Genomic DNA, 20786 nt, shown 5'->3' with positions numbered 1-20786 from the left:
CGCGCCGATGTGGATGCGGGTATGTCGGGAACCGCAAAACCATGTCGCAGAAGAGCGGTGGACCTGCCTCGCGCCGCACTAGGTAAAGGGCGAGGGAGAGCGCCCATGTTTCTGAGCATTTTCGACATTTTCAAGATCGGGGTTGGCCCGTCGAGTTCCCATACGATGGGGCCGATGGTAGCCGCCGCCATGTTCCTCGAGGATCTGCGTGGCGGGCGCGAGAAGGAGCCCGGGGCAGGCACGGTTGCCGCTTTGCAGGCCACGCTGCATGGCTCGCTGGCCTTTACCGGCAAGGGCCATGCCACGGATCGTGCGGTCTGCCTCGGGCTTGCCGGGTTTGTGCCCGAAACCCTCGATCCGGTCGCAGCTGAGGAGGCCTTGTCCGCCATGGCCGCCGAGGGCGTTGTGCGTCCGGCTTCGTTACCGGAGCTAACCTTCCATCCGGACCGGGACGTGGTGTTCGACTATGAGGAGAGCTTGCCCGGACACGCCAATGGCATGGTTTTGCGCGCCTTCGACCAATCCGGGGCGCTCTATATGGAGGAGGTCTTCTACTCCGTCGGTGGCGGCTTTGTCCTGCGCGGCTCCGAAATCGCCGCGGCAGATCACGGCGGCGCGGCGGATTTCCACGACGAAAAAGCCGCCCAGGGCTACCCCTATCCCTTTGGTTCTGCAGCCGAGATGCTTGAGATGGGCGCGGCCTCGGGTAAGCGCATCTCCGAGATGAAGCATGCGAATGAAACCGTCCATGGCGACCCGGATGCGGCGATTGCCAAGGTGCGCGACGTCATGTTCGCCTGCATGGACCGGGGGCTTGCCACGACCGGCATCCTGCCCGGCGGCCTCTCGGTCAAGCGCCGCGCCCACGGGATTCACGAGGCGTTGAAGGCGGGGCAGGGGCTGAACCTGTCTCAACCTCACGAGGTTAATGACTGGCTCTGCGTCTACGCCATGGCGGTGAATGAGGAGAACGCCGCCGGGGGCCAGGTCGTGACCGCGCCGACCAATGGTGCGGCGGGGGTGATCCCGGCCGTGCTGCGCTACTACCGAGATCACTGCGTCGGCGCGACCGAGGCCGGGGAGCGGGAGTTCCTGCTGGTGGCCGCTGCCATCGGGGGGCTGATCAAGCACAATGCCTCGATCTCCGGTGCTGAGGTGGGCTGTCAGGGGGAGGTCGGATCTGCCGCCGCTATGGCCGCCGCAGGTCTCTGCGCCGCCCTTGGAGGCAGCAACGCGCAGGTCGAAAATGCCGCTGAGATCGCGCTCGAACACCATCTGGGCATGACCTGCGATCCGGTCGGCGGGCTCGTGCAGGTGCCCTGTATCGAGCGCAACGGGCTGGGTGCGATCAAGGCGGTCGCTGCCGCCTCACTCTCGCTGCGCGGGGATGGAACGCACCTCATGCCGCTCGACAACTGCATTGAGACCATGCGCCAGACCGGCATCGACATGTCTCACAAATACAAGGAAACCAGCCTCGGTGGCCTTGCGGTCAACCTGCCCGAGTGCTGACACCCCCTTCATTGTTCCAGAAATACTCCGGGGGAGGCGCGCGTAGCGCGGCGGGGGCAGCGCCCCCAACCGGGCGTCGCGCGTCAGCGCGGCGCAACCCCTCGAAGACTACTCCCGTCCGCGCAAAGTGCGCGCGGGTCGCGTGGCCAGCGGGCGCAGGGCAAAGCCGAGACCGGCCAGCAAGGTCGCCATGGCCCCTCCAGTGACAATCGCCAGGGCTGAGATCGGCTCGAAGCGGTAATTCGTCTCCATCACAAAGGTCATCACACCCCAACCCGCCAATCCGCCGGCAAAGATCGCGACCAACCCTGCCGCAAGCCCGAGAAAGGCCGAGCGCAGGGCAAAGCTCGCGAGGATCCGGCCCCGTGTCGCCCCCACGGTTTTCAAAACAGCCGCTTCAAACACCCGCGCGCGCTCGCCTGCGGCGGCTGCTCCGATCAGAACCACGAACCCAGTCACCAGGGTCGCCGCCGCGCCATAGCTTGTGGCCGCGGCAAGCCCCGACAAGGCCTCCGTCACCCGATCAATCGCGTCGCGCACCCGGATTGCAGTGATGTTCGGGGCGTCCGCTGCCACATCGCGCAGAAGCTGCGCCTCCGCCTGCTCGGCCGCATAGACGGTCGCGATATGGGTATGAGGGGCCCCTGCTACTGCGGCGGGGTTCATGGTCAGGACAAACCCGATCCCTGCGGTTGAGAAATCCACCACGCGGAAGCTCGTGATCTCCGCCTCGATATCGCGGCCCAGAATGTTCACGGTCAGCCGGTCGCCCAGCTCCAGCCCAAGCTCCAAGGCCTCTTCTTCGGCGAAGCTGATCTGGGGCGGGCCGCTATAGTCCTCGGGCCAAAAGGCGCCTTCGGTGATCCGCGTGTCCGGGCCAAGCGCCGCGGCATAGGTGATCCCGCGATCGCCGCGCACCACCCAGTGATCCCCGGCCACCTCACGCGCGGGCTGGCCGTTGATCTCGGTGATCACACCGCGCAGCATGGGCGCCGTATCCACGCGCCGCACATCGGGATCCCCGCGCGTGCGTGACAGGAACTCCGGCAGCTGGTCGGTCTGAATATCCACGAAGAAATAGCTCGGCGCATCCTGGGGCAGCTCATCGGCAATCACCGTGCGCAGATTGCTGTCGATCTGACCGACGGCGGCAAGCACCGCGAGGCCGAGCCCGAGCGAGAGCACCACCGACGTCGTCTCACCCCCCGGTCCGCCCACCGCGCCAAGCGCCAGGCGCAGGGCGGTGCGCCCGCGCACGAGTTTCGACCGGGCCAAGCGGCGCGCGGCGCGCCGGACCAGCCAGGCCGCGCCGATCAATAGGACAAGCGCTCCGGCAATCCCGCCGACCGAGCCCATGGCGAGGGTCGGGATGCCCGACAGCATCACTGCACTGCCAACAAGCGCCAGCACCGCAACGATCACCGCCGCCAGATAGCGCCCGCGCGGCCAATGGAACTTGGGCGTGGCCGCATCGCGGAAGAGCTCAGCGGCGCGCACCTGTTCGGTCCGCGCCAGCGGCCAGAGCGTGAAGACGAGCGCGGTCAATATCCCATAGAGCGCCGCCTCGGCCAGCGGTCCGGGATGCACGCCGAAGGCTGCCGGAATGGGCAGGCTCGCGCTCAGGATCGGGGCCGCGATCAGCGGAATGGCCGCGCCAAGGGTCAGACCCGCCGTCACACCCAGCGCCGTCAGCACGCCAATCTGCATGAGGTACGCGGCAAAGATCGTTTTGCCCTCGGCCCCGAGGGTCTTGAGCGTCGCAATCACCGGGGTCTTACCGTCAAGATAGGCGCGCACGGCGGCGGAAATCCCGACCCCGCCCACGGCAAGCCCGGCAAGGCCCACCAGCACGAGGAAGGACCCGATCCGCTCGACAAACCGCTCTACACCCGGGGCGGCATTACGGCTGTCGCGCCAGCGCATGCCCGTGTCGCGGAAGAGGCCCTCAGCCGTGTCCTCCATCGCCTGCAAATCCGTGCCCTCGGGCAATGAGAGGCGGTACTCGGTCTCAAAAAGGCTGCCCGCGCCGATCAAGCCGCTCTCGGCGAGATCCTCGGTGCGCACGATGGTGGTGGGGCCGAGCCCGAAGCCGCCCCCGGCGCTGTCCGGTTCGCGCTCCAACACGGCGGAGAGACGGAATTCCTGGGTGCCGAGGCGGAACGTGTCGCCGATCTCCAGCCCCATCCGGTCCACGAGGATCTGCTGGATCACGGCCCCGGGGATTTCTCCGCCAAGGGCCGAGGCAAGAGGGATATCCGGGCTGAGCAGCACCGATCCCTTCAGCGGGTAGAGGTCATCCACCGCCTTCACCTGGGTCAGGCCACGCTCGGCCCCGTCCGGTCCGTCCACCACCACCATGGAGCGGAACTCCACGATTTCAGAGACTTCGAGGGCGTTCTCCTCCATCCAGGCGCGCTCGGTCTCGGTGGCGAAGCGATAGGTGAACTCCATCTGGCCATCGCCGCCGAGGATCACCGCGCCTTCGCGCTCAAGCCCCTGCTGGATGGCCACACGCACTGAGCCCACGGCCGCGATCGCGGCAACACCAAGGGCAAGACAAAGAAGAAAAACACGGAACCCGGCGATCCCGCCGCGCAGCTCTCGCCGGGCGATCCGGCCCGCAACCGCGAGGCTCATTCCGCAGCCTCGCGCTGGGCACCTGTGTCGCTATCCACGCGCCCATCGCGCAGGCGGATCACCCGGTCGCAGCGGGCGGCAAGCTCGCGCGCATGGGTGACCAGCACCAGCGTCGCACCGTGGCGATCGCGCAGGCCAAAGAGCAGATCCATGATCGCCTCGCCCGTGGTCCCGTCAAGATTGCCCGTGGGTTCATCCGCCAGCAGCAGCTTGGGGCGCGGCGCCGCGGCGCGGGCGAGGGCCACGCGCTGCTGCTCGCCGCCGGACATCTGGGATGGGTAATGGTGCAACCGATCCGCGAGCCCGACCGAGGCGAGCTCGGCCTCCGCACGCTCGAACGCATCGGCGGCCCCGGCCAGTTCGAGAGGGGTTGCCACGTTTTCCAGAGCCGTCATGGTGGGAATGAGGTGGAAGGATTGGAACACGACGCCCATATGATCCCTGCGGAACCGGGCCAATGCGTCCTCGTCGAGCCGCGTCAGGTCATGGCCAAGCGCCAGCACCTGACCGCCGGTGGCACGTTCGAGCCCCCCGAGCACCATGAGGAGTGAAGACTTGCCCGACCCCGAAGGCCCGATGAGCCCCACTGTTTCCCCGGTTGTGACCTCCAGCGAGATGTCATGCAGAATGTCCACCGGCCCCGCATTCCCGTCCAGACGGAGCGAAACATCGGTGAGCGACAATACAGCGTCTGACATGGGCGGGGATCTCCGGTCGAAGGGGGTTGCAAGGGCATATGGGGCGCGCGGGGCGTTTCGCAAGGCGCGGGCAGGGCTTGCCGGGCTGGCGGGCGCGGTTTGGCTGGCGCTCAGCCCGGCCATGGCCGAGCCGGTGACGGTCGCGGCCCTCGGAGATAGCCTGACCCAGGGCTATGGGCTGCCTCAGGCGGACGGGTTCGTGCCACAGCTCCAACGCTGGCTCGAGGCGCAGGGCGAGGAGGTCGCGCTGATCAATGCCGGTGTCTCTGGCGATACGACGGCGGGCGGGCTCAGCCGCGTGGACTGGACCCTGACGCCCGAGGTCGATGCGATGATCGTGGCGCTGGGGGGCAATGACCTCTTGCGCGGGATCGATCCGTCGGTGAGCCGCGCAAATCTCGACGGAATTCTCGCCAAGGCGCAGGCGCGGGAGCTGCCCGTGCTGCTCGTCGGGCTGGTGGCACCCGGCAATTACGGGCCCGAGTACAAGGCGGCCTTTGACACCATGTATCCGGAGCTCGCCGAGGCTTATGGCACGCTCCACGTGGAAAGCTTCCTCGGCGCGCTCACGGCGCAGGTCGATCAGGTGCAAGCGGTCCGGGACTACATGCAGAGCGACGGGATCCACCCGAATGCCGAGGGCGTGGCTCTGATCGTCGAGGCGCTGGGCCCCGAGGTGCAGGCGCTGATCGCGCGTGCGGCGCCCTAGTACTCCGCCACGGATTTCAGGGCACTGGTCAGGAAGCGTTCCAATGTGCGGGCATCGATGGGCTTGTTCAGCAGGTCCACGTCGCGGGCCGCACATTGGGCGCGCAGCTCGGGCGAGCGGTTCGCCGAGATGAGCCGCGTCGGCAGCTTGCCATGGCGCGCATGGATCTGGTCGATCAGATCGAGCCCGTTTTCGCCATCATCCAGCTGGTAGTCGATGAGCATGGCATCGGGCGCGATCTCGATCTCGTCGAGCAGGGCAATCGCCTCCTCCGCGCCATGGACGTCCAGCACGGAGATATCCCATTTCTCGAGCAGGAGCGTCATCGCTCGGCGCAGTTCCAGATCGTTCTCCACCAGCAGGACGATCATGCCCGAGCCTGCCAACTGCCCGCCGGTGATCTTGCTGAGCGAGCCGGGCAGGGTCAGATGCGGCTGGTTCGACAGGGTCACATTGACGAAAAAGCCCGAGCCCTTGCCCACAACGGACCAGAGGCCCAGCGGGTGGCCGAGCCGCGCGCAGGCCCGCTCCACGATCGCCAGCCCCAGCCCCAGCCCCTCGGAGGCGCTGGCCTTGGCGTCCAGACGCTCGAACTCCTGAAAGATGATGTCCTGCTTGGTCTCCGGGATGCCGGGGCCGGTATCCCAGACCTCGATCCGGAAGGAGTTTCCGTTGCTCCGCGCACCCACCAGAACCCGGCCCGTATCCGTGTAGCGGATGGCGTTCGAGACCAGATTGGCCACGATCCGGCGCAGGTAGGAGGTGTCGGACTCCACCACGGCGGAGCAGGTCAGGACCTTGAATTCCAGACCTTTTTGCGCGGCGATCGGGGTGAACTCCTCGCGGATTGTATCGAAGATCGTGTCGAGCCGGACGGATGTGACCTCGAGCGAGGCCATGCCCGCCTCAAGCTTGGAAATATCCAAGAGCGCGTCGATGATGTTCTCGACCGAGTTCAACGCCCGGTGCGCCTTGTGGGCGATCTCGCGGGTGGCGGATCCGGTCTCGGGCCCGTCGAGCGCCGAGACATAGAGCTTGGCCGCCGAAAGGGGCTGCAACAGGTCATGGCTCGCCGCGGCCACGAAACGCGACTTCGAGGCATTTGCGCGCTCGGCGGAGGAAAGCGCATCCTCGAGCTCCAGCGTCCGCTCCATCACGCGCTGTTCCAGCAACTCGTTGACCTCGAACAGGGTGCGGGTCGCCTCACGCTCGGCGGTGACATCGGTGAAGCTGATCACGAAGCCCCGGTCGGGCATCTCCTGGGCGAAGACATCGAGGATCAGACCATCCCGGCGCTTCACCTCGAAGCTGATCGGCTTGCGGTCGCCATCCTCCATCACCCATTTCCAGAGGCTGGAGCGGTTCTCGGCGGCCTCCGTGGTGGTTTCGGCCTCGAACCGGTCGAGCAGGGTTTGGAACTGCGTGCCGAGGCGGAACCGGTTGACCGGCAGGGTCAGAAGCGTGCCGACCCGCTTGTTCCAGCCCATGAGCCGCGCGTTGCGGTCAAAGATCACCACCCCCTGGTTCAGATGGTCGAGCGTGGCGCGGATCATCCGGGACTGACCGTCGAGGAGCTTGTCGCGCTCCTCCCGCTCCAGCCGCATGATATCGGTGACGTCGGTCTGCATGATCACCGTGCCGCCATCATGGGTGCGGTGTTCCGAGACCTGCACCCAGCGGTCGCGCACCATGCGGACATTGAACATCACATGGTTGTCCTGATGCCGTTTGAGCCGGCGTTCGGCCCAGGCCTCGGGCGAGAGATCCACGGGCAGGGCGAGGAAGCGGCTGTGGCTGACCAGTTCGACATACCGCTTGAAGGTCAGGCCCGGCGACAGCTCCGCCTGCAGGTCGAGCATATGCATGCCGAAGCGGCTGTTGCACATGACAAGCTCGTCCTGCGCATTGAAGAGGGCGAACCCCTCCTGAATGGTCTCGATGGCGCTGGACAGGTCCGCCCGCGCGCTCTCGGCGGCGCGATTGGCTTCGGCGAGGCGCGCGTTGGAATCGTTGAGAAGGTCGAGCGCATGCTCGAGATCCGCCGTACGCTGGCGCACCTGATCCTCGAGCAAGGCGGCACGTTCGAACTGGCGATAGGCGACGCCGGTCTTGTCGGTATCCTGCTCGACCCGCCGCATGAGCACGTCGGTGATCTGGCGCAGCTTTTCGTTTTGCCGCTCCAGCGAGTCACTTGGATCGATCAGCCAGTCCGTCATGCGCGCTCCCTGGGGTGTCGCCTTGGGGTGCGGGCGGATAGATCGCCACGCCAGTCATGGTGTGATTTACATGCATTGCATTCAATTGCTCACCATAGGTTGAAAAACCTACAACGCAATGCTCGGCAAGCGTGTTCGAGATCCGGCCCATCATCTGCTTCTGCCCGGCTTCGAGCCGTCGCAGAATGCAATCACAAGCGATGATGCCCGCCGGCTTGCCGTCCTCCGCGAGGGACTCGAATTCCCGTTCCAGATGGGCCACCAGATCATCGGGCTCAGCAAGGGTCAGGACCAGCCCCTCGTCGATCGCTGAGAAGAAAACGAGATCGCCATCCTCGGTGACCTGCTGGATCGCGCGCACATGATGGGTGCCACCGATGGTGACCACGACCGGATGGGCGGCGAAGGTGAAAGGGCCCAGCTGTTCGGGATCCTTGCCCAGCACGCGGGCATATTCCCGGGCCGCGGGGGCCGCGTTCAGACTGTGGACCATGCGGCGGCTGGGGTCGGCATCGGTCACCACGAGGCGGCGATCCGTGGGTGTCAGATGGTCGAGGCTGAAGACCTTCACCGGGCAGAGCGTGCGCACGAAGGTCACGATGGCCGCGTTCTGAAACGGCGTGCCATTGAGGGACACGAAGGTCTCCTCGAACCGCGCGCCATCCCCGGCCGAGCCACCAAAGAGCGGCATGGGGCCGAGCCCTGTGGCGAGCCCGAACGCGAGCTCGTCTTCCTTGAGCGACAGCCCGTCGATCATCAGGAAGGCAAACTCATTCTCCCAGCTCTCGGCGCGCCGCGTCAGCTTTTGCCGCTTGCGGATCGTGCGCCCGATCAGTTCCTGGGTGTCGATCTTCTCCAGCGTGTCGATGAGCATCGTCTCGACCGCGAAGAGCGCGGAGGGCAGGCCCACGGCCACGATCTCATCCTCCGTATAGCCCGAGGCCGAGATTTCCCCGGCGGTGGTGCAGGCCAGGACCGGGGTTTCCCCAAAGAGCTTGTCGGCTTCGGCGATCACCGTGCGGAAGTCCGTGGCGGGGGTGACGAAAAGGATCACGAGCGCAAGGGGTTCGGTGCACAGCGCGTCTCGCAACACGGTTAAGGCATCGGCTTCGTCGCACCGCACATGGGCCTGCACAAAGGCCTGAGGCGCGCCATCTGGCGTGCTGAGCATCTCCGCGATCCCCCCTTCCAGCCCCCGGCGCCCCGGAGACTGCCCCTAGACCAGGCGGGTACGCCGCTCAGGCCATCGAGCTATTCTCGTTTGCTACAAAGTTGGCGAAATTCGCCTCTTGTGCAATCAAAACCGCCTGCGTGCGGCTTTGGACGCCCAATTTGCGCATAATCGCGGTCACATGGGCTTTTACGGTCGTTTCGGCAATAGACAGATCATAGGCGATCTGTTTGTTCAGCTTGCCTGCGCAGATCAGCTGCAGGATTCGCGCCTGTTGCTTGGTGAGAAGGCCAAGCCGGGCGAGGGCCTCCTCGGCATTGTTCTGGGGACCATCCCGGTCCGAGGTCGGCACATAGCTGTCGGGCGTAAAGACGGTGCCCTTCTGGATTGCCTCGAACGCATCGCGGAACACGTCCCGTTTGGAATGCTTGGGCACAAAGCCCGCAGCCCCCACGCGTAAAGTCGAGGAGATCATCCGGTTATCGGCCATGGACGAGACCACCACGACAGGTGTGTCCGGCGCCACGGATTTCAGGCGGATCAGCCCGTCGAGCCCGTTCACATCCGGCAGGTTGAGATCGAGGATGATCACATCCGGGCGCCCGTCCTCAAGCTGGGTGAGCGCGGCCTCCAGATGGTCGGCCGTGTCGATGGCATCAATGCTCGCCACCGTTTTCAAGGTCATCGAGAGCGCATCGCAGAACAACGGGTGATCATCCACGATCATCGCTGTCTTGAAGACTGTTGCCACCATCGCCTGTCGTCCTTTTGCCGTCCGGTCGGGCCTCATGCCTACAGAGGGTGCCGGTTCTTGACTCTAATCATAAGAAAAAACCGCTCAAGGAAAACCAAGCCATTGGTCCCATAGCCGCGTCCTTTCGACTCTGGCAGAGGGCGCAAACCGGTGCTTCGTTAAGGTTTTGCGGTGTTTTCGGCGATCATCGAGATCATTTCGAAGAGGATGGCCGAGGCGGTCAGCGCGGTGATCTGGTTCGGAGCGTCCTTGGTGGGCATCATGCAGACCACGTCGCCGCCGATGATGTTGAGCCCGCGCACGGCGTGCAGGAGCCCCACCGCCTCGTCGATATCGAACCCCTTTTCCCCGGGCTCCAGATTCGAGACAGCGGGCGCGATGGTCGGGTCGAGGCAGTCGAGATCGAAGGTGATGTAGACCGGGCGCCCGGCCAGGGTCTCGCGGATCTGGGTCACGACCTCCGCAAGGCCGCGTTGGCGAAACTCCTTCATGGTGACCACGTTGTAGCCGTAGTCATAGGAAGGCTGCAGCCAATCGAGCGTGCGGGCATGGCCGCGCAGGCCGACCTGCATGGAATGGGCCGGATCCACCTGTTCCTGATCCACGAGGTAGGCGCCCCAATGGGCGGCGGATTTCTCGGCCCCGAGGAAGTGATCGACCTTGGTGAAGACATCCGTATGGGCGTCGAGATGCAGAAAGCAGACCTTCTCGCCGCCGGTCAGTTGGCCATTGCCCAGGGCCTGGACGATGCCACCGGTGATCGAGTGATCGCCGCCGACCGAGACCGGGCGGGCGCCCGCTGCATCGATCCCTTTGTAGAAGGCCGTGATATCGGCGATGCAGGCCTCGTTGTCATTGGCCCGGGGCAGGGGGACATCGCCCACATCCACGATCTTTGCCGCACTCCAGGGGTCGAGGTTGAAGCCGCCATGCATCCGCCGCGCGACGCTGGAGACATTGCGCACGGCGCGCGGGCCCAGATGCTGATCCCGTTCCGTTGTGCCATTGCCGGTGGAATGGGGCACGCCCACGAGGGCGATATCGGCGCCCTCTGCGCTCGTATTGGGGCAGCGGAACATGGTTGGGATGCCCCACCAATAAAGGTTTTCCATCATGGCGGTCTGGTGGGGGTCGGTCATGGGGCCTCGCGTTTCGGGTCGTGTGTCGGCGCAGCCTAGACCAGGCTTAGGCCTTGCGTCACGCGGGGTGTGGTCGAAACGGAGCGCGCCCAACATGTTGGGCGCGCGGTCACGCTCCGGGATCGGGGATTGAGCATGGTCCGCGCGCTCGAGGAACAGGTCCTCCGGGCAAGAAAAAGCGCGCGCCCCGAGGGACGCGCGCCATGGTCGTTCTGATACGTGGCTTACTTGGACGCGTACTGCTTGGGCAGACGGAATGTCCAGACCATGCCACCCTGGTTCAGGTAGTTGACCTTCTTGGCCACTTCACCGCCCCAGAGCGGAACCGCGCCACCCCAGCCGGAGACCACGGAGACGAACTGCTCGCCATCCTGCTCCCAGGTGATGGGCTGGCCGACGATGCCGGAGCCGGTCTGGAAGGACCAAAGGGTCTCGCCCGTGTCGTCATCCAGCGCGATGAACTCGCCTTCCGGGGTGCCGAAGAACACCAGGCCACCGGCCGTGGTCATCACACCGCCCCAGAGCGGCGCGTCGTTCTTGTAGTTCCACTTGACCTCGCCGGTATCCGGGTCGATCGCCTTCAGAGAGCCGATATGGTCTTCAAAGAGCGGCTTGATGGTGAAGCCGGAGCCGAGATAGGCGGCACCCTTCTTGTAGGTGATCGGCTCGTTCCAGATGTCCATGCCCCATTCGTTGGAGGGCACATAGAAATTGCCGGTGCGCTGGCTGAACGCCATGGGCATCCAGTTCTTGCCACCGAGGAAGCCCGGAACCGCGAAGACGGTTTCGCCCTTCTTGCCATCGGCTGCCGCGGCAGGGTCGCCCGGACGGTTGTCCTCGATAAAGATCGGACGGCCGGTGTCGTCGATGCCGGAGGCCCAGCTGATCTGCTCGACAAAGGGCACGGCGTTGACATAGCCGCCATCGGCCGCGTCGAGCACGTAGAAGAACCCGTTCCGGTCGGCGGTCGCCAGACGCTGGTTCCCGTCGCGGTCGTTATAGGCGACCACTTCGTTCACACCGTCGAAGTCCCAGCCTTCGCGCGGGGTGGTCTGGAAGTGCCACTTGATCTCGCCGGTGGCGGGATCGATGCCCAGACGGGAGGCCGCATAGAGGTTATCGCCAGTATTGCCTTCGGTGGGCTCGCCCGCGCCGCGCAGGTGGCTGTTCCAGGGCGCCGGGTTGCCGGTGCCGAAGATCAGCGTGTCGGTCCGCGCGTCATAGGAGCCGCCCAGCCAGGTGGCGCCGCCGCCGGTCTTCCACATATCGCCCGGCCAGGTCGCGTTCAGCGTGCCGGTCATGGTGGAGGGTTCACCATTCAACTCGCCCATGTGACCCTCGATCACCGGACGCTTCCAGACCAGATCGCCGGTCTCGGCATCGCGCGCCTCAACCGCGCCGACGATCCCGAACTCGCCACCGGAGTTGCCGGTGATGACGAGGCCGTTCACGATGAGCGGGGCCGCGGTGTAGGAATAGCCCGCCTTGTAGTCGGCGATCTTCTTGCGCCAGACAACGTCACCCGTCTTCAGGTCGAGCGCCACGATGCGCGCATCCAGCGTGCCGAAATAGAACTTGTCGCCATGGATCGCGCCACCGCGGTTGATCACGTCACAGCAGGGCAGGATGCCTTCGGGCAGGCGGGCATCATACTGCCACAGCTCTTTGCCGGTCTTCACGTCGATCGCATAGACCCGGCTGTAGGAGCCGGTGATATACATCACGCCGTCATAGATCAGCGGCTGAGTTTCCTGACCGCGCTGCTTCTCGCCGCCGAGGCTGAAGGCCCAGGCCGGAACGAGGTTCTCGACGTTTTCCTTGTTCAGGGTGTCGAGCGGGGAGAACCGCTGCAGGTCACGTCCCATCCCGTTTGTCAGGACCCGACTGGTGTCCGCCTGATCATTGGCCAGGTCTTGTTCCGTGACGCCTTCTGCATAGGCCGCGCTGGTGGCGACGACTGCAGCTGTCACGGCGGCGATAAACCGGTTCATGCGGTTTTCCTCCATGGTGTTGCTGTCCCTAAGACTCCCGTTCCGCGGGAGCTCCTCTGGCATATGTGTCCCTCAGAATGTGGCGGCGGACCTATTGCACAATAGTCGTAAGCTGAGTCAAAGACTTGGATTTGCTGCAAAAACCCCTTTATTTGCACGCCTCACAGGGCCGTGAACGCAGCACGAAAGTCGCAGATATCCCCGAGCACAAGAGACGTAATCTCGGCGCGAGGAGGAGAGTCCATGCCGTCAAAGACCCCGCAATCCACCCCGATCCGCGCGCGATCCGGCCTGCCCTTTGCCGTGGCTGGTGCAGCCTGTCTGATCCTGGCCACGCCAGACGCTGGGGCCGCCGAGACCCGCGCGGTCTATCTCGAGGCGCAGGATGGCGAGCGGCTGGCCATCGCGGATCTTGTAGTCGAGGATGGGGCCTATGATCTCACCCTGCGGGATGGGCCGTTCTCGGACCATTTCCTGTCCATGCGCCCGTTCAAATGCCTGACCGGGGCCGAGAAACACTGGTGCTATGTGCCGTACCCCTACGAGAACGCCCGCAATATCGGGTCCGAGCTCACGGATCTCGAATACGACCTGCTGTTCCTGTGGAAGGGTGCAGGCGAGTACGGGATCAACATGTGGAACGGGGTCTACTACAAGCTGGAGGCCGAGGGCGACCGGCTCGTGGGCGTCATGCATGAGATGGATATGGATATCCTCTCGGCCCCGCCGGAGGATGGCAATCTGCGCCCGGTCCGCGAGATGGATCTGGAGCCCGCCGATCCCGACAGTCACTGGCTGCCGCGGCTGGTCATCGAGTAATCCGCGCGGGATGTGGCCGCCACCTGGGCGACCATCCCTTTTAAATCTGGTGCTTACTCGTCCAGGGCCTTGTTCATCTCCACATCGGAAATGCTCTCGAGATAGGCGATGATGAAGTCCTGCACCGTGCGGTCGGTGATGCCGACATGGCGCATCTTGGTGCCGGGCATGAACCCCTGATTGTCTTCCATCCAGGCGCGCAGGGCCGCGGGCGTCCAGACAATGCCCGAGGCCTCCAGCGCGATTGAGTAGTCGTAATCCTCGACCATGCCCGCCGCGCGGCCCACGATGTTTTCGAGCGTCGGGCCATAGCTGTCATGGTCGGTATCGGGCGCGTGGCAGCGGCGGCATTCGGAGTTATACAGGGTCTCGCCCGCGGCCACCTTCACCGCTTCGAAGGTGTCGGCCGTGGCGGGCGGGGCAAGCAGGCTCAGGCCAAGGGCTGCGGCGGTTAGAATTCGGGTCATGTCGTCCTCCATTGCGTGCCCGCAGGCTAGGTCAAGCGGCGACGCGGCGGATTGAGCTAGGTCAACAGATCGGCCCGGTTGCATGACGCTTTAGTCGTATTTGACGCGGCTCGCCCATAGGTAGAGTATGGGGCCATTGGGAGGGTTTCATGACCTATATGTCACGTATTCTGGCCGGTGCCGCGGCGCTGGCGATCTCGACCGTTGCAGCCTTTGCCGACACGCCGGTGCTGCGCGCACAAGTGCTGAAATTCGGCACGGTGAATTGGGAACTCGACACGATCAAGCACCACGGGCTCGACACCGCGAACGGTTTCGAGCTGGAGGTGACAGGGGTCGCGGGCGGCGCTGCCGCCAAGGTCGCGTTCCAGGGCGGGGCGACGGATGTGATCGTCTCGGATTGGCTCTGGGTCGCGCGGCAGCGGGCAGCCGGCAAGGACTACGTGTTCATCCCCTATTCCAAGGCCGTGGGCGGGGTGATGGTCCCCGGTGACAGCACTGCGCAATCCCTTGCGGACCTCAAGGGCAGCAAGATCGGCATCGCGGGCGGTCCGCTCGACAAGAGCTGGCTGATCCTGCAGGCCTATGCCCAGCAGCAGCACGGGTTTGACCTCTCTGGCGAGACCGAGCAGGTCTTCGGCGCGCCGCCGCTGATCTTCAAGACCGCGCTTCAGGGGGAGCTTGGCGGGGCGATCAATTTCTGGCATTTCATGGCCAAGATGGGGGCGTCTGGCATGCGCCAGCTCGTCTCGGTGGAAGACGCGGCCGAGGCGCTGGGGCTTGATAGCGAGACGCCGCTTCTGGGATATGTGGTCACCGGCGAGATGCTCGCCGAACACCCTGAGCTGGTAACCGGGCTCGCCGCCGCCTCGCGGAGCGCCAAGGACATGCTGGCCAGCGATGATGCGGAGTGGAAGCGCCTGCGCGACCGCATGAACGCCAAGACCGACGCACAGTTCGAAGCGCTCAAGGCCGGGTTCCGCGCGGGCATCCCCTCCGAAGGCCCTGTGGATGAGGAGGCTGCGGCCCGCATGCTCGCCCTGATGGTGGAGCTGGGCGGTGAAGACCTGCTGGGCTCGGCGACCGAGCTGCCCGAGGGCGTTTTTGTCCAGCCGGGAAGCTGACCCGGTCCGGCTGCGCGTGGCCAGCGATACCGAAGCTGAGGCGGGGGCGTCGGGCGTCCCCGGGGCCTCGGCCCCTCTCGTCACCTTGACGCTTGCCGAAATGCGGTTCGAGGATGGCACGCCCGTGCTCGGTGCTCTGGAGCTGTCTTTGCGCCCGGGCGAGACGCTGGCCATCACCGGGCCGTCCGGGGTGGGGAAATCCACCCTTCTGCGCATCCTCGCCGGGCTCGAGACCCGATTCACCGGCACGCTTCAGGTGCCTGACCGTATGGCGATGGTGTTTCAGGAGCCGACCCTGCTGCCCTGGCGCACGGCGCGGGACAATATCCGGCTGACCACGGGCCTGTCGGCGAAGGCCGCGCAGGAGGCGCTCGACGAGGTCGGTTTGGCCGATCACGCGGGTCAGTACCCAACGCAGATGTCCCTTGGCCAACAGCGGCGCTTGTCGCTGGCGCGGGCCTTTGGCAGTGCGCCGGATGTGTTGTTGCTTGATGAACCCTTCGTTTCGCTCGACCCGGAGCTGGCCGAGGAGATGATGGTTCTCTTTGCCCGGCTCCGCGCGGCGCGGGGGCTGGCCACGGTGCTCGTCACCCATGTGGAAACCGAGGCCAAGATGCTGGCCTCGCGCATTGTCACCCTGTCCGGCAGCCCCGCACGGCTCGGGGCGGAGCGTCAGAACAAGGGCGCGTATTTCCAGTTATCCGCGTCCGGCGTGACCTCGTCCAAGTCATAGCCCGCGCCCTGCAGACGCCGGGCGGCCTCGACCCCCTCGGCGGCGGCGGCATCCACCATCTGACGCCCCTTGATCGGATCCTTGGCGATCCCGCGCCCGCGCAGCAGGTCGATCCCGTGGTTGAACTTGCCCACCGCATCCCCGGCCTCCGCCGCGCGGCGGTTCCACTCGGCGGCGGCATCGGGGTTCTCGTCGGCGCCGAGGCCATTGTCGTCAAGCTGGCTCATCCAGGTCATCGCGCCCGTATAGCCCGCCTCGGCACAGGTCTCGAAGATCTGGCGGGCGTTCTCGTGATCGCCGGACTTCGTCAGCATGTAGCCAGAGGCGCACATAACCATGCCGGTCTCGCCCCGGCTGGCCTTGTCGAGCATGGAGCCCCAGGTCATCTCCTCGGGGTTCAGCGTGCCGCCCGGATCCTCATCGGGCTCCTCCGCAAGGACCGGCAAGGCGAAGGCGGCGAGCAAGGCCGCGAGAAGCGCGCGCATCTTCATCCCTTGCGCTTGATCATGCCGCGCGCCGGGTCATAGCCCCAGAGCGCCAGAGCCATGAAGGCGAGGGTTGCGAGCAGGGTCCAGCCGAGCGCGGCAAGGTTCAGGTTGCCGTAGAGCGCAAATCGGATGAGCTCGACCCCATGGGTGAAGGGATTGACCGCGCAGATATCGTGGAGGAGTTCCGAGCTTTCGGCCATTTTCCACAAGGGGTAGAGCGCGGAGGAGAGGAAGAACATCGGGAAGATCACGAAGTTCATGACCCCGGCGAAATTTTCCAGCTGTTTGATAAAGCTCGACAATGCGAGGCCGAGCGCCCCCAGCATGAGCCCCGCGATCAAAAGGGCCGGGAAGACCATGAGGTAGCCTTGCCAGGGCATGTAGATGCCGAAGATCGCGGCAATTGCGAGGAAGGCATAAGCCTGAGCGATCGAGATCAGCGTGCCACCCGTGAGCTTGCAAAAGAGCAGCCACCAACGCGGCAGGGGCGAGGTCAGCAAGAGCCGCATGGACCCCATCTCGCGGTCATAGACGAGGCTGAGCGAGGATTGCATGCCGTTGAAGAGCAGGATCATCCCGCAGAGGCCAGGGACGATATAGACCTCATAGGTGATGTAGGTCTGGTAGGGCGGGATGATCGACAGGCCAAGCGCCGCGCGGAAACCCGCGGCGAAGACCAGGAGCCAAACGAGAGGGCGCACAAGGGCCGCGATGAAGCGCTCGCGCTGCTGGATGAAGCGGAAGGCTTCGCGGGCGATGATGGCGCGCAGGGCGATGAGATAGGCATTCATGGCGCGGGCTCGAAGCTGGGGACCGCCTCCGGCGGGAGTATTTGGGGAACAATGAGGGGGGCGGTCATGCCTCGGCTCCGGTCAGGGCCAGGAAGTGGTCGGTCAGGGGCGTCTCGCCCCGGATGCTGTCGGTGGGGCCATCGGCGCGGATCTTGCCCCGGTGCAGGATCAGGAGCTGGTCCGTACCGCGGATCTCGTCGGTCAGGTGGGTGGCCCAGAGCACCGTCAGATTGCGCGCGGCGCAGAGCTCATGGACATGGTCGGTGATCGCCGCGCGGGAGGCCGCGTCGAGCCCCACGGTCGGCTCATCGAGGAGCAGCACGGAGGGGTCGTGGATCAGGGCGCGGGCGATTTCCGTGCGGCGGCGGTGGCCGCCATTGAGGTTGCGCACGGTCTCGCGCCGCCGCTCGGTCATGTCCAGCAGGTCGAGCGCGGTATCGATGCGCCGGGCGGCGTCAGCCCCGGCGAGCCCATGGAGCGCTGCGAAATAGCTCAGGTTGCGGTCCACGGAGAGGGACAGATCCAGCGTGGTTTGCTGGAACACCACGCCGATCTCGGCAAGGGCTGCGCGCGGGGTCTGGCGCAGGTCATGGCCCGCCACGGTGATCGCACCCTCGGCGCTGGTGAAGAGCCGGGTCAGCAGGCCGAACAGGGTGGATTTCCCCGCGCCGTTCGGCCCGAGCAAAGCGCAGAACGCGCCCTGGGGGATGTCAAAGCTGACCTCCGCAAGGGCGCGTTTGGAGCCATAGGAAAAGCTCAGGTCGCGGACGCTCAGGCCCGTCACGCGGTGTTACTCGATGGTGATGTCAATGCGCTGGGTCTCTCCTGTGGAGCCTGGAATGCGCAGGAAGTAACTGCCAGGCTTGATTGCCACAAAGCCTATTTCCATTTCGCCTGCATCGTCAAACTCGATGGAGTTCACGCCGAGGGGGCGGATCTCCAGATCGTTCACCACGATCTCGTCGATCCAGATGGCGCGGAAGAACTCGGATCCTTCAAGGGCCAGTTCGGCGGAGCCGTCGCCTTCGATCTCGAACTCGTAATAGGTGCCGGAGGTCAGGACCCAGGGGGCCTCGGAGAGGGGCGTGCCCGAGCTGAGGGTGATCGGCGGCAGGTCGGCCTTGTTGGCCGAGGACAGGATGCCGGCGCGGCCCCATTCGTCGCGCGGGGCGCCATCGGCGAGGGCGAGGCCCGGCAGGACGAGGGCGAGGGTGGTGGCAGCGAGGGTCAGGGTCTTCATGGGTTCGGTCCTTTGGTATCGGAATGGTCGTTGAAGGAAGGGACGCTGAGGCGCCAAGGTCGGGCGCGCTCGAGGCGACCGCAGGGCAGCGCGCGGGTCTATTCGGTGGGGCGCAGGGCCGCGCCCCAAGGGAAACGGCCGACCTTGATCGACTTGATCGCCTCGCGCTTGGCCACGTCGATGACGGTCACATCGCCGGAGACGCCATTGGTGGTGAAAAGCAGGGATTTGTCCGGCGAAAAATCCATATGCCAGACCCGACGGCCCACGAGGATGTAATCCTCAACCTCGAAGGTCTCGGCATTCACCACGGCCACATGGTTCGACGGGCCGAGCGCCACGAAGGCATGGGTGTCGCCCTCGGTGAACTCGAACCCCACGGGCTGCACCCTGTCCGGATGGACGCCATCGACTTCGAAGCCGATCTTGGCGATCTCGGTCTGATCGGCGACGTTGAAGATCGAGATGGTCCCGCCGATCTCGGCACTGACCCAGAGCTGCGCGCCATCCTTGATGAACTCCGCATGGCGCGGGCGGCTGTCCACGAGCGTGTTGGCAAAGAGCTCCTGGGTCTCCGTGTCGATCCAATGGGCCATATTGGTGGTCTCGGAGGTGGTGATGGCGATCTTGCCATCGGGGGAGACGGCCATGCCCTCGGGCTCGATCCCCACATCAATCTGGGCGATCACGGTGCGGGTCTCGGTATCGACCACCGTGGTGATCGCGTCATCCTCATTGGCGATATAGAGGTGGCGGTCATTGGGGTGGAGGACGAACTGCTCGGGGTCCTCCCCGGAGGGCAGATCATGGAGGATCTCGCCCGTCACCGGATCCATCACCTGCACCGTGTCGCTGTCGGAGGCGCAGATATAGACGCGGGAATAGTCCTTGGAGAAGGTGATGCCGCGCGGGCGCTCTCCGGTTTCGATGGTGCGGACAACCTCCAGCGTGGCGATGTCGATCACGCTGATCGTGTCGTCCTTCTCATTGGTCACCCAGATCTCGCCCGAGGCATGGGCGGCGGTGGAGGCGAGAAGGAAGGCGAGGGTGGTCAGGGTCGGTTTCATGGATCGGCTCCGGCTCTGGTGAAGGAAGCGGGGGACACGCGTTGCGCCCCCCGGGAACTGGCTGTGAAAGACCCGGGCAGGGTCAGTTGAAGGCCGTGCAGGCGCTTTCCGGGGCATCGAGACCGAGCGTGTCGAGCTCCGTCCGCTGGTGCAGGAACCCGTCCAGCGGGGCCTGAGCGACCAGGGCACGGGGGTGCACGATCGGAATGGGTTGGCGGAGCTGGCCGTTCCACTGGCGGAAGGTCAGGGGGCGTCCCTTGAACCCGGCCAGTTCGAACGTGTCGCCGAGGATGTAGCCGCGCAAGGTCGGCAGGTCCGTTGCAGAGGTCCGCACGACCGCCTCCCCGAGGGAGCGCATGGCCGCCCAGGCCGCATAGTCCACCGGGGCCATACCGCGCTCGGCGGCTTCTGTGAAGCGCGACTGCAGCTGGGCGGCGCCCCATTGTTCCACCACGGGCGACCAGGTGCGCGGGCTCAGTCCTTCGGAGCCTGCGACCGGGCGCGGTTCCCATGTGTTGTAGAGGATGTAGCGGCCGAAATCATTGACCTCATCGGCAATGAGCAGGGCGTCGTAATCGCCGAACTCCTGCGTAAAGAGCGGGACTTCCTGTGCCGCATTGCGGCGCATATCCGCGTCAAAGGCCCAGGTCTTTTCGGCTTCCAGGTCGAGCCCGAACTTGGTCAAGGAGTTCCGCAGCGCCTCCGCATAGGCCGTATCCACCGGATAAGTGCCGGAGATCATGACCAGATCCGTCCAACGCTTTTTCACCAACAATTGGGCCAGCGCATCCGTGCGCATGGCGTCCGAAGGCAGGGTGTGGAGCAGATTGCCCCGGCACTCCCCGTCTCGCAGGGCAACATCGCCTGTGGCCACGTTGAAGATCAGCGCCTCGGCGGCCTCGGGCATATCGGCGATCGCCAAGAGGGCCTCCGCCGGGGCGTCCACCAGCAGGTACGGGGTCTCGGCCAGCGCGGCTCGGGCCGCAGAGAGCAGATCGCCCTCCTCGGCCACCTCGGTGATCGTCAGCTCATACTTGTGCCCCAGGAACCGCCCCGTGGTGGTGTTGTCTTCCAGCCCGAGCTGCGCGCCCGCAAGCCCCAGATCCTCGGGGACAGGGTCGAGATTGGACAATGTGGGCGGGGGCGAGATGTCCTGGCGCAAGTAGTGCACGGACAAATCCAGTGCACTCGCAGTGGTTGCCAGCATAGCTGTCGCACAAACGCCTAAGG

The 20786-nt window shown here is 65.3% G+C and carries 19 protein-coding genes; 5 read left to right on the top strand and 14 right to left on the bottom strand.

Features of this window, described 5'->3' with window-relative positions; genetic code table 11:
- Positions 1-105: 105 nt before the first annotated feature.
- Positions 106-1512 carry an L-serine ammonia-lyase gene (locus ACP153_RS12150; RefSeq protein WP_424971255.1) on the top strand — a complete coding sequence of 469 codons (1407 nt, stop codon included), beginning with the start codon at positions 106-108 and terminating at the stop codon, positions 1510-1512.
- A 108-nt stretch (positions 1513-1620) separates the two neighbouring features.
- Here the strand turns inward: ACP153_RS12150 and ACP153_RS12145 are convergent, their stop codons facing one another.
- Together ACP153_RS12145 and ACP153_RS12140 are read right to left on the bottom strand one after the other, a co-directional pair.
- Positions 1621-4149: an ABC transporter permease gene (locus ACP153_RS12145; protein ID WP_424971254.1), complete on the bottom strand. Its 2529-nt coding sequence runs from the start codon at positions 4147-4149 to the stop codon at positions 1621-1623.
- A complete protein-coding gene (locus ACP153_RS12140; RefSeq protein ID WP_424971253.1) occupies positions 4146-4847 on the bottom strand; it encodes an ABC transporter ATP-binding protein in 702 nt (233 codons plus the stop codon). The genes ACP153_RS12145 and ACP153_RS12140 overlap by 4 nt, the downstream gene beginning before the upstream one ends.
- Here ACP153_RS12140 and ACP153_RS12135 point away from each other — a divergent pair.
- The gene (locus ACP153_RS12135) at positions 4846-5556 is read left to right on the top strand and encodes an arylesterase (protein WP_424971455.1); all 711 of its coding nucleotides are present in this window, start codon (positions 4846-4848) and stop codon (positions 5554-5556) included. The genes ACP153_RS12140 and ACP153_RS12135 overlap by 2 nt on opposite strands.
- On the opposite strand, the gene ACP153_RS12130 is transcribed toward ACP153_RS12135, so the two are convergent.
- The 5 genes from ACP153_RS12130 to ACP153_RS12110 all read right to left on the bottom strand — a co-directional run bounded on the left by ACP153_RS12130 (position 5553) and on the right by ACP153_RS12110 (position 12827).
- Positions 5553-7772 carry a PAS-domain containing protein gene (locus ACP153_RS12130; RefSeq protein WP_424971252.1) on the bottom strand — a complete coding sequence of 740 codons (2220 nt, stop codon included), beginning with the start codon at positions 7770-7772 and terminating at the stop codon, positions 5553-5555. The genes ACP153_RS12135 and ACP153_RS12130 overlap by 4 nt on opposite strands.
- On the bottom strand, positions 7744-8943 hold the full coding sequence (locus tag ACP153_RS12125; RefSeq protein WP_424971251.1) for an FIST N-terminal domain-containing protein: 1200 nt from the start codon (positions 8941-8943) through the stop codon (positions 7744-7746). The genes ACP153_RS12130 and ACP153_RS12125 overlap by 29 nt, the downstream gene beginning before the upstream one ends.
- A 67-nt stretch (positions 8944-9010) precedes the next feature.
- Complete coding sequence (locus ACP153_RS12120) at positions 9011-9697, bottom strand: response regulator (RefSeq protein WP_424971250.1); 687 nt, start codon at positions 9695-9697, stop codon at positions 9011-9013.
- Positions 9698-9855: 158 nt separating this feature from the next.
- On the bottom strand, positions 9856-10836 hold the full coding sequence (locus ACP153_RS12115) for an arginase family protein (protein WP_424971249.1): 981 nt from the start codon (positions 10834-10836) through the stop codon (positions 9856-9858).
- 224 nt (positions 10837-11060) lie between these two features.
- On the bottom strand, positions 11061-12827 hold the full coding sequence (locus ACP153_RS12110; RefSeq protein ID WP_424971248.1) for a PQQ-dependent methanol/ethanol family dehydrogenase: 1767 nt from the start codon (positions 12825-12827) through the stop codon (positions 11061-11063).
- 243 nt (positions 12828-13070) lie between these two features.
- On the opposite strand from ACP153_RS12110, the gene ACP153_RS12105 reads away from it, so the two are divergent.
- Complete coding sequence (locus ACP153_RS12105) at positions 13071-13646, top strand: hypothetical protein (RefSeq protein WP_424971247.1); 576 nt, start codon at positions 13071-13073, stop codon at positions 13644-13646.
- Positions 13647-13699: 53 nt separating this feature from the next.
- Here the strand turns inward: ACP153_RS12105 and ACP153_RS12100 are convergent, their stop codons facing one another.
- Positions 13700-14113 carry a c-type cytochrome gene (locus tag ACP153_RS12100; protein WP_424971246.1) on the bottom strand — a complete coding sequence of 138 codons (414 nt, stop codon included), beginning with the start codon at positions 14111-14113 and terminating at the stop codon, positions 13700-13702.
- A 158-nt stretch (positions 14114-14271) separates the two neighbouring features.
- Here ACP153_RS12100 and ACP153_RS12095 point away from each other — a divergent pair, with 158 nt between their 5' ends.
- Positions 14272-15237 (top strand): ABC transporter substrate-binding protein, encoded by a 966-nt coding sequence (locus tag ACP153_RS12095; protein WP_424971454.1) that lies wholly within the window; start codon positions 14272-14274, stop codon positions 15235-15237.
- A gap of 16 nt (positions 15238-15253) precedes the next feature.
- Positions 15254-15970: an ABC transporter ATP-binding protein gene (locus ACP153_RS12090; RefSeq protein WP_424971245.1), complete on the top strand. Its 717-nt coding sequence runs from the start codon at positions 15254-15256 to the stop codon at positions 15968-15970.
- Here the strand turns inward: ACP153_RS12090 and ACP153_RS12085 are convergent.
- From ACP153_RS12085 to ACP153_RS12060, 6 genes are all read right to left on the bottom strand, one after another.
- Complete coding sequence (locus tag ACP153_RS12085) at positions 15910-16455, bottom strand: tetratricopeptide repeat protein (RefSeq protein ID WP_424971244.1); 546 nt, start codon at positions 16453-16455, stop codon at positions 15910-15912. The genes ACP153_RS12090 and ACP153_RS12085 overlap by 61 nt on opposite strands.
- 2 nt (positions 16456-16457) lie before the next feature.
- Entirely contained in the window at positions 16458-17249 is a 792-nt protein-coding gene (locus ACP153_RS12080; RefSeq protein ID WP_424971243.1) for an ABC transporter permease, read from the bottom strand.
- Between the two features lie 64 nt (positions 17250-17313).
- The gene (locus ACP153_RS12075; RefSeq protein ID WP_424971242.1) at positions 17314-18033 is read right to left on the bottom strand and encodes an ABC transporter ATP-binding protein; all 720 of its coding nucleotides are present in this window, start codon (positions 18031-18033) and stop codon (positions 17314-17316) included.
- Positions 18034-18039: 6 nt separating this feature from the next.
- Complete coding sequence (locus ACP153_RS12070; protein WP_424971241.1) at positions 18040-18489, bottom strand: hypothetical protein; 450 nt, start codon at positions 18487-18489, stop codon at positions 18040-18042.
- Between the two features lie 98 nt (positions 18490-18587).
- Positions 18588-19556 carry a YVTN family beta-propeller repeat protein gene (locus ACP153_RS12065; protein WP_424971240.1) on the bottom strand — a complete coding sequence of 323 codons (969 nt, stop codon included), beginning with the start codon at positions 19554-19556 and terminating at the stop codon, positions 18588-18590.
- Between the two features lie 82 nt (positions 19557-19638).
- Positions 19639-20763 carry an ABC transporter substrate-binding protein gene (locus ACP153_RS12060; protein ID WP_424971239.1) on the bottom strand — a complete coding sequence of 375 codons (1125 nt, stop codon included), beginning with the start codon at positions 20761-20763 and terminating at the stop codon, positions 19639-19641.
- Positions 20764-20786 lie beyond the last annotated feature (23 nt).

It is taken from the genome of Dinoroseobacter sp. S76, from assembly GCF_049801095.1.
In the GTDB taxonomy this organism is placed as follows: domain Bacteria; phylum Pseudomonadota; class Alphaproteobacteria; order Rhodobacterales; family Rhodobacteraceae; genus Dinoroseobacter.
The sequence above is the reverse complement of the archived record's forward strand: the minus strand, read 5'-3'. Positions and strand labels throughout refer to the sequence as shown.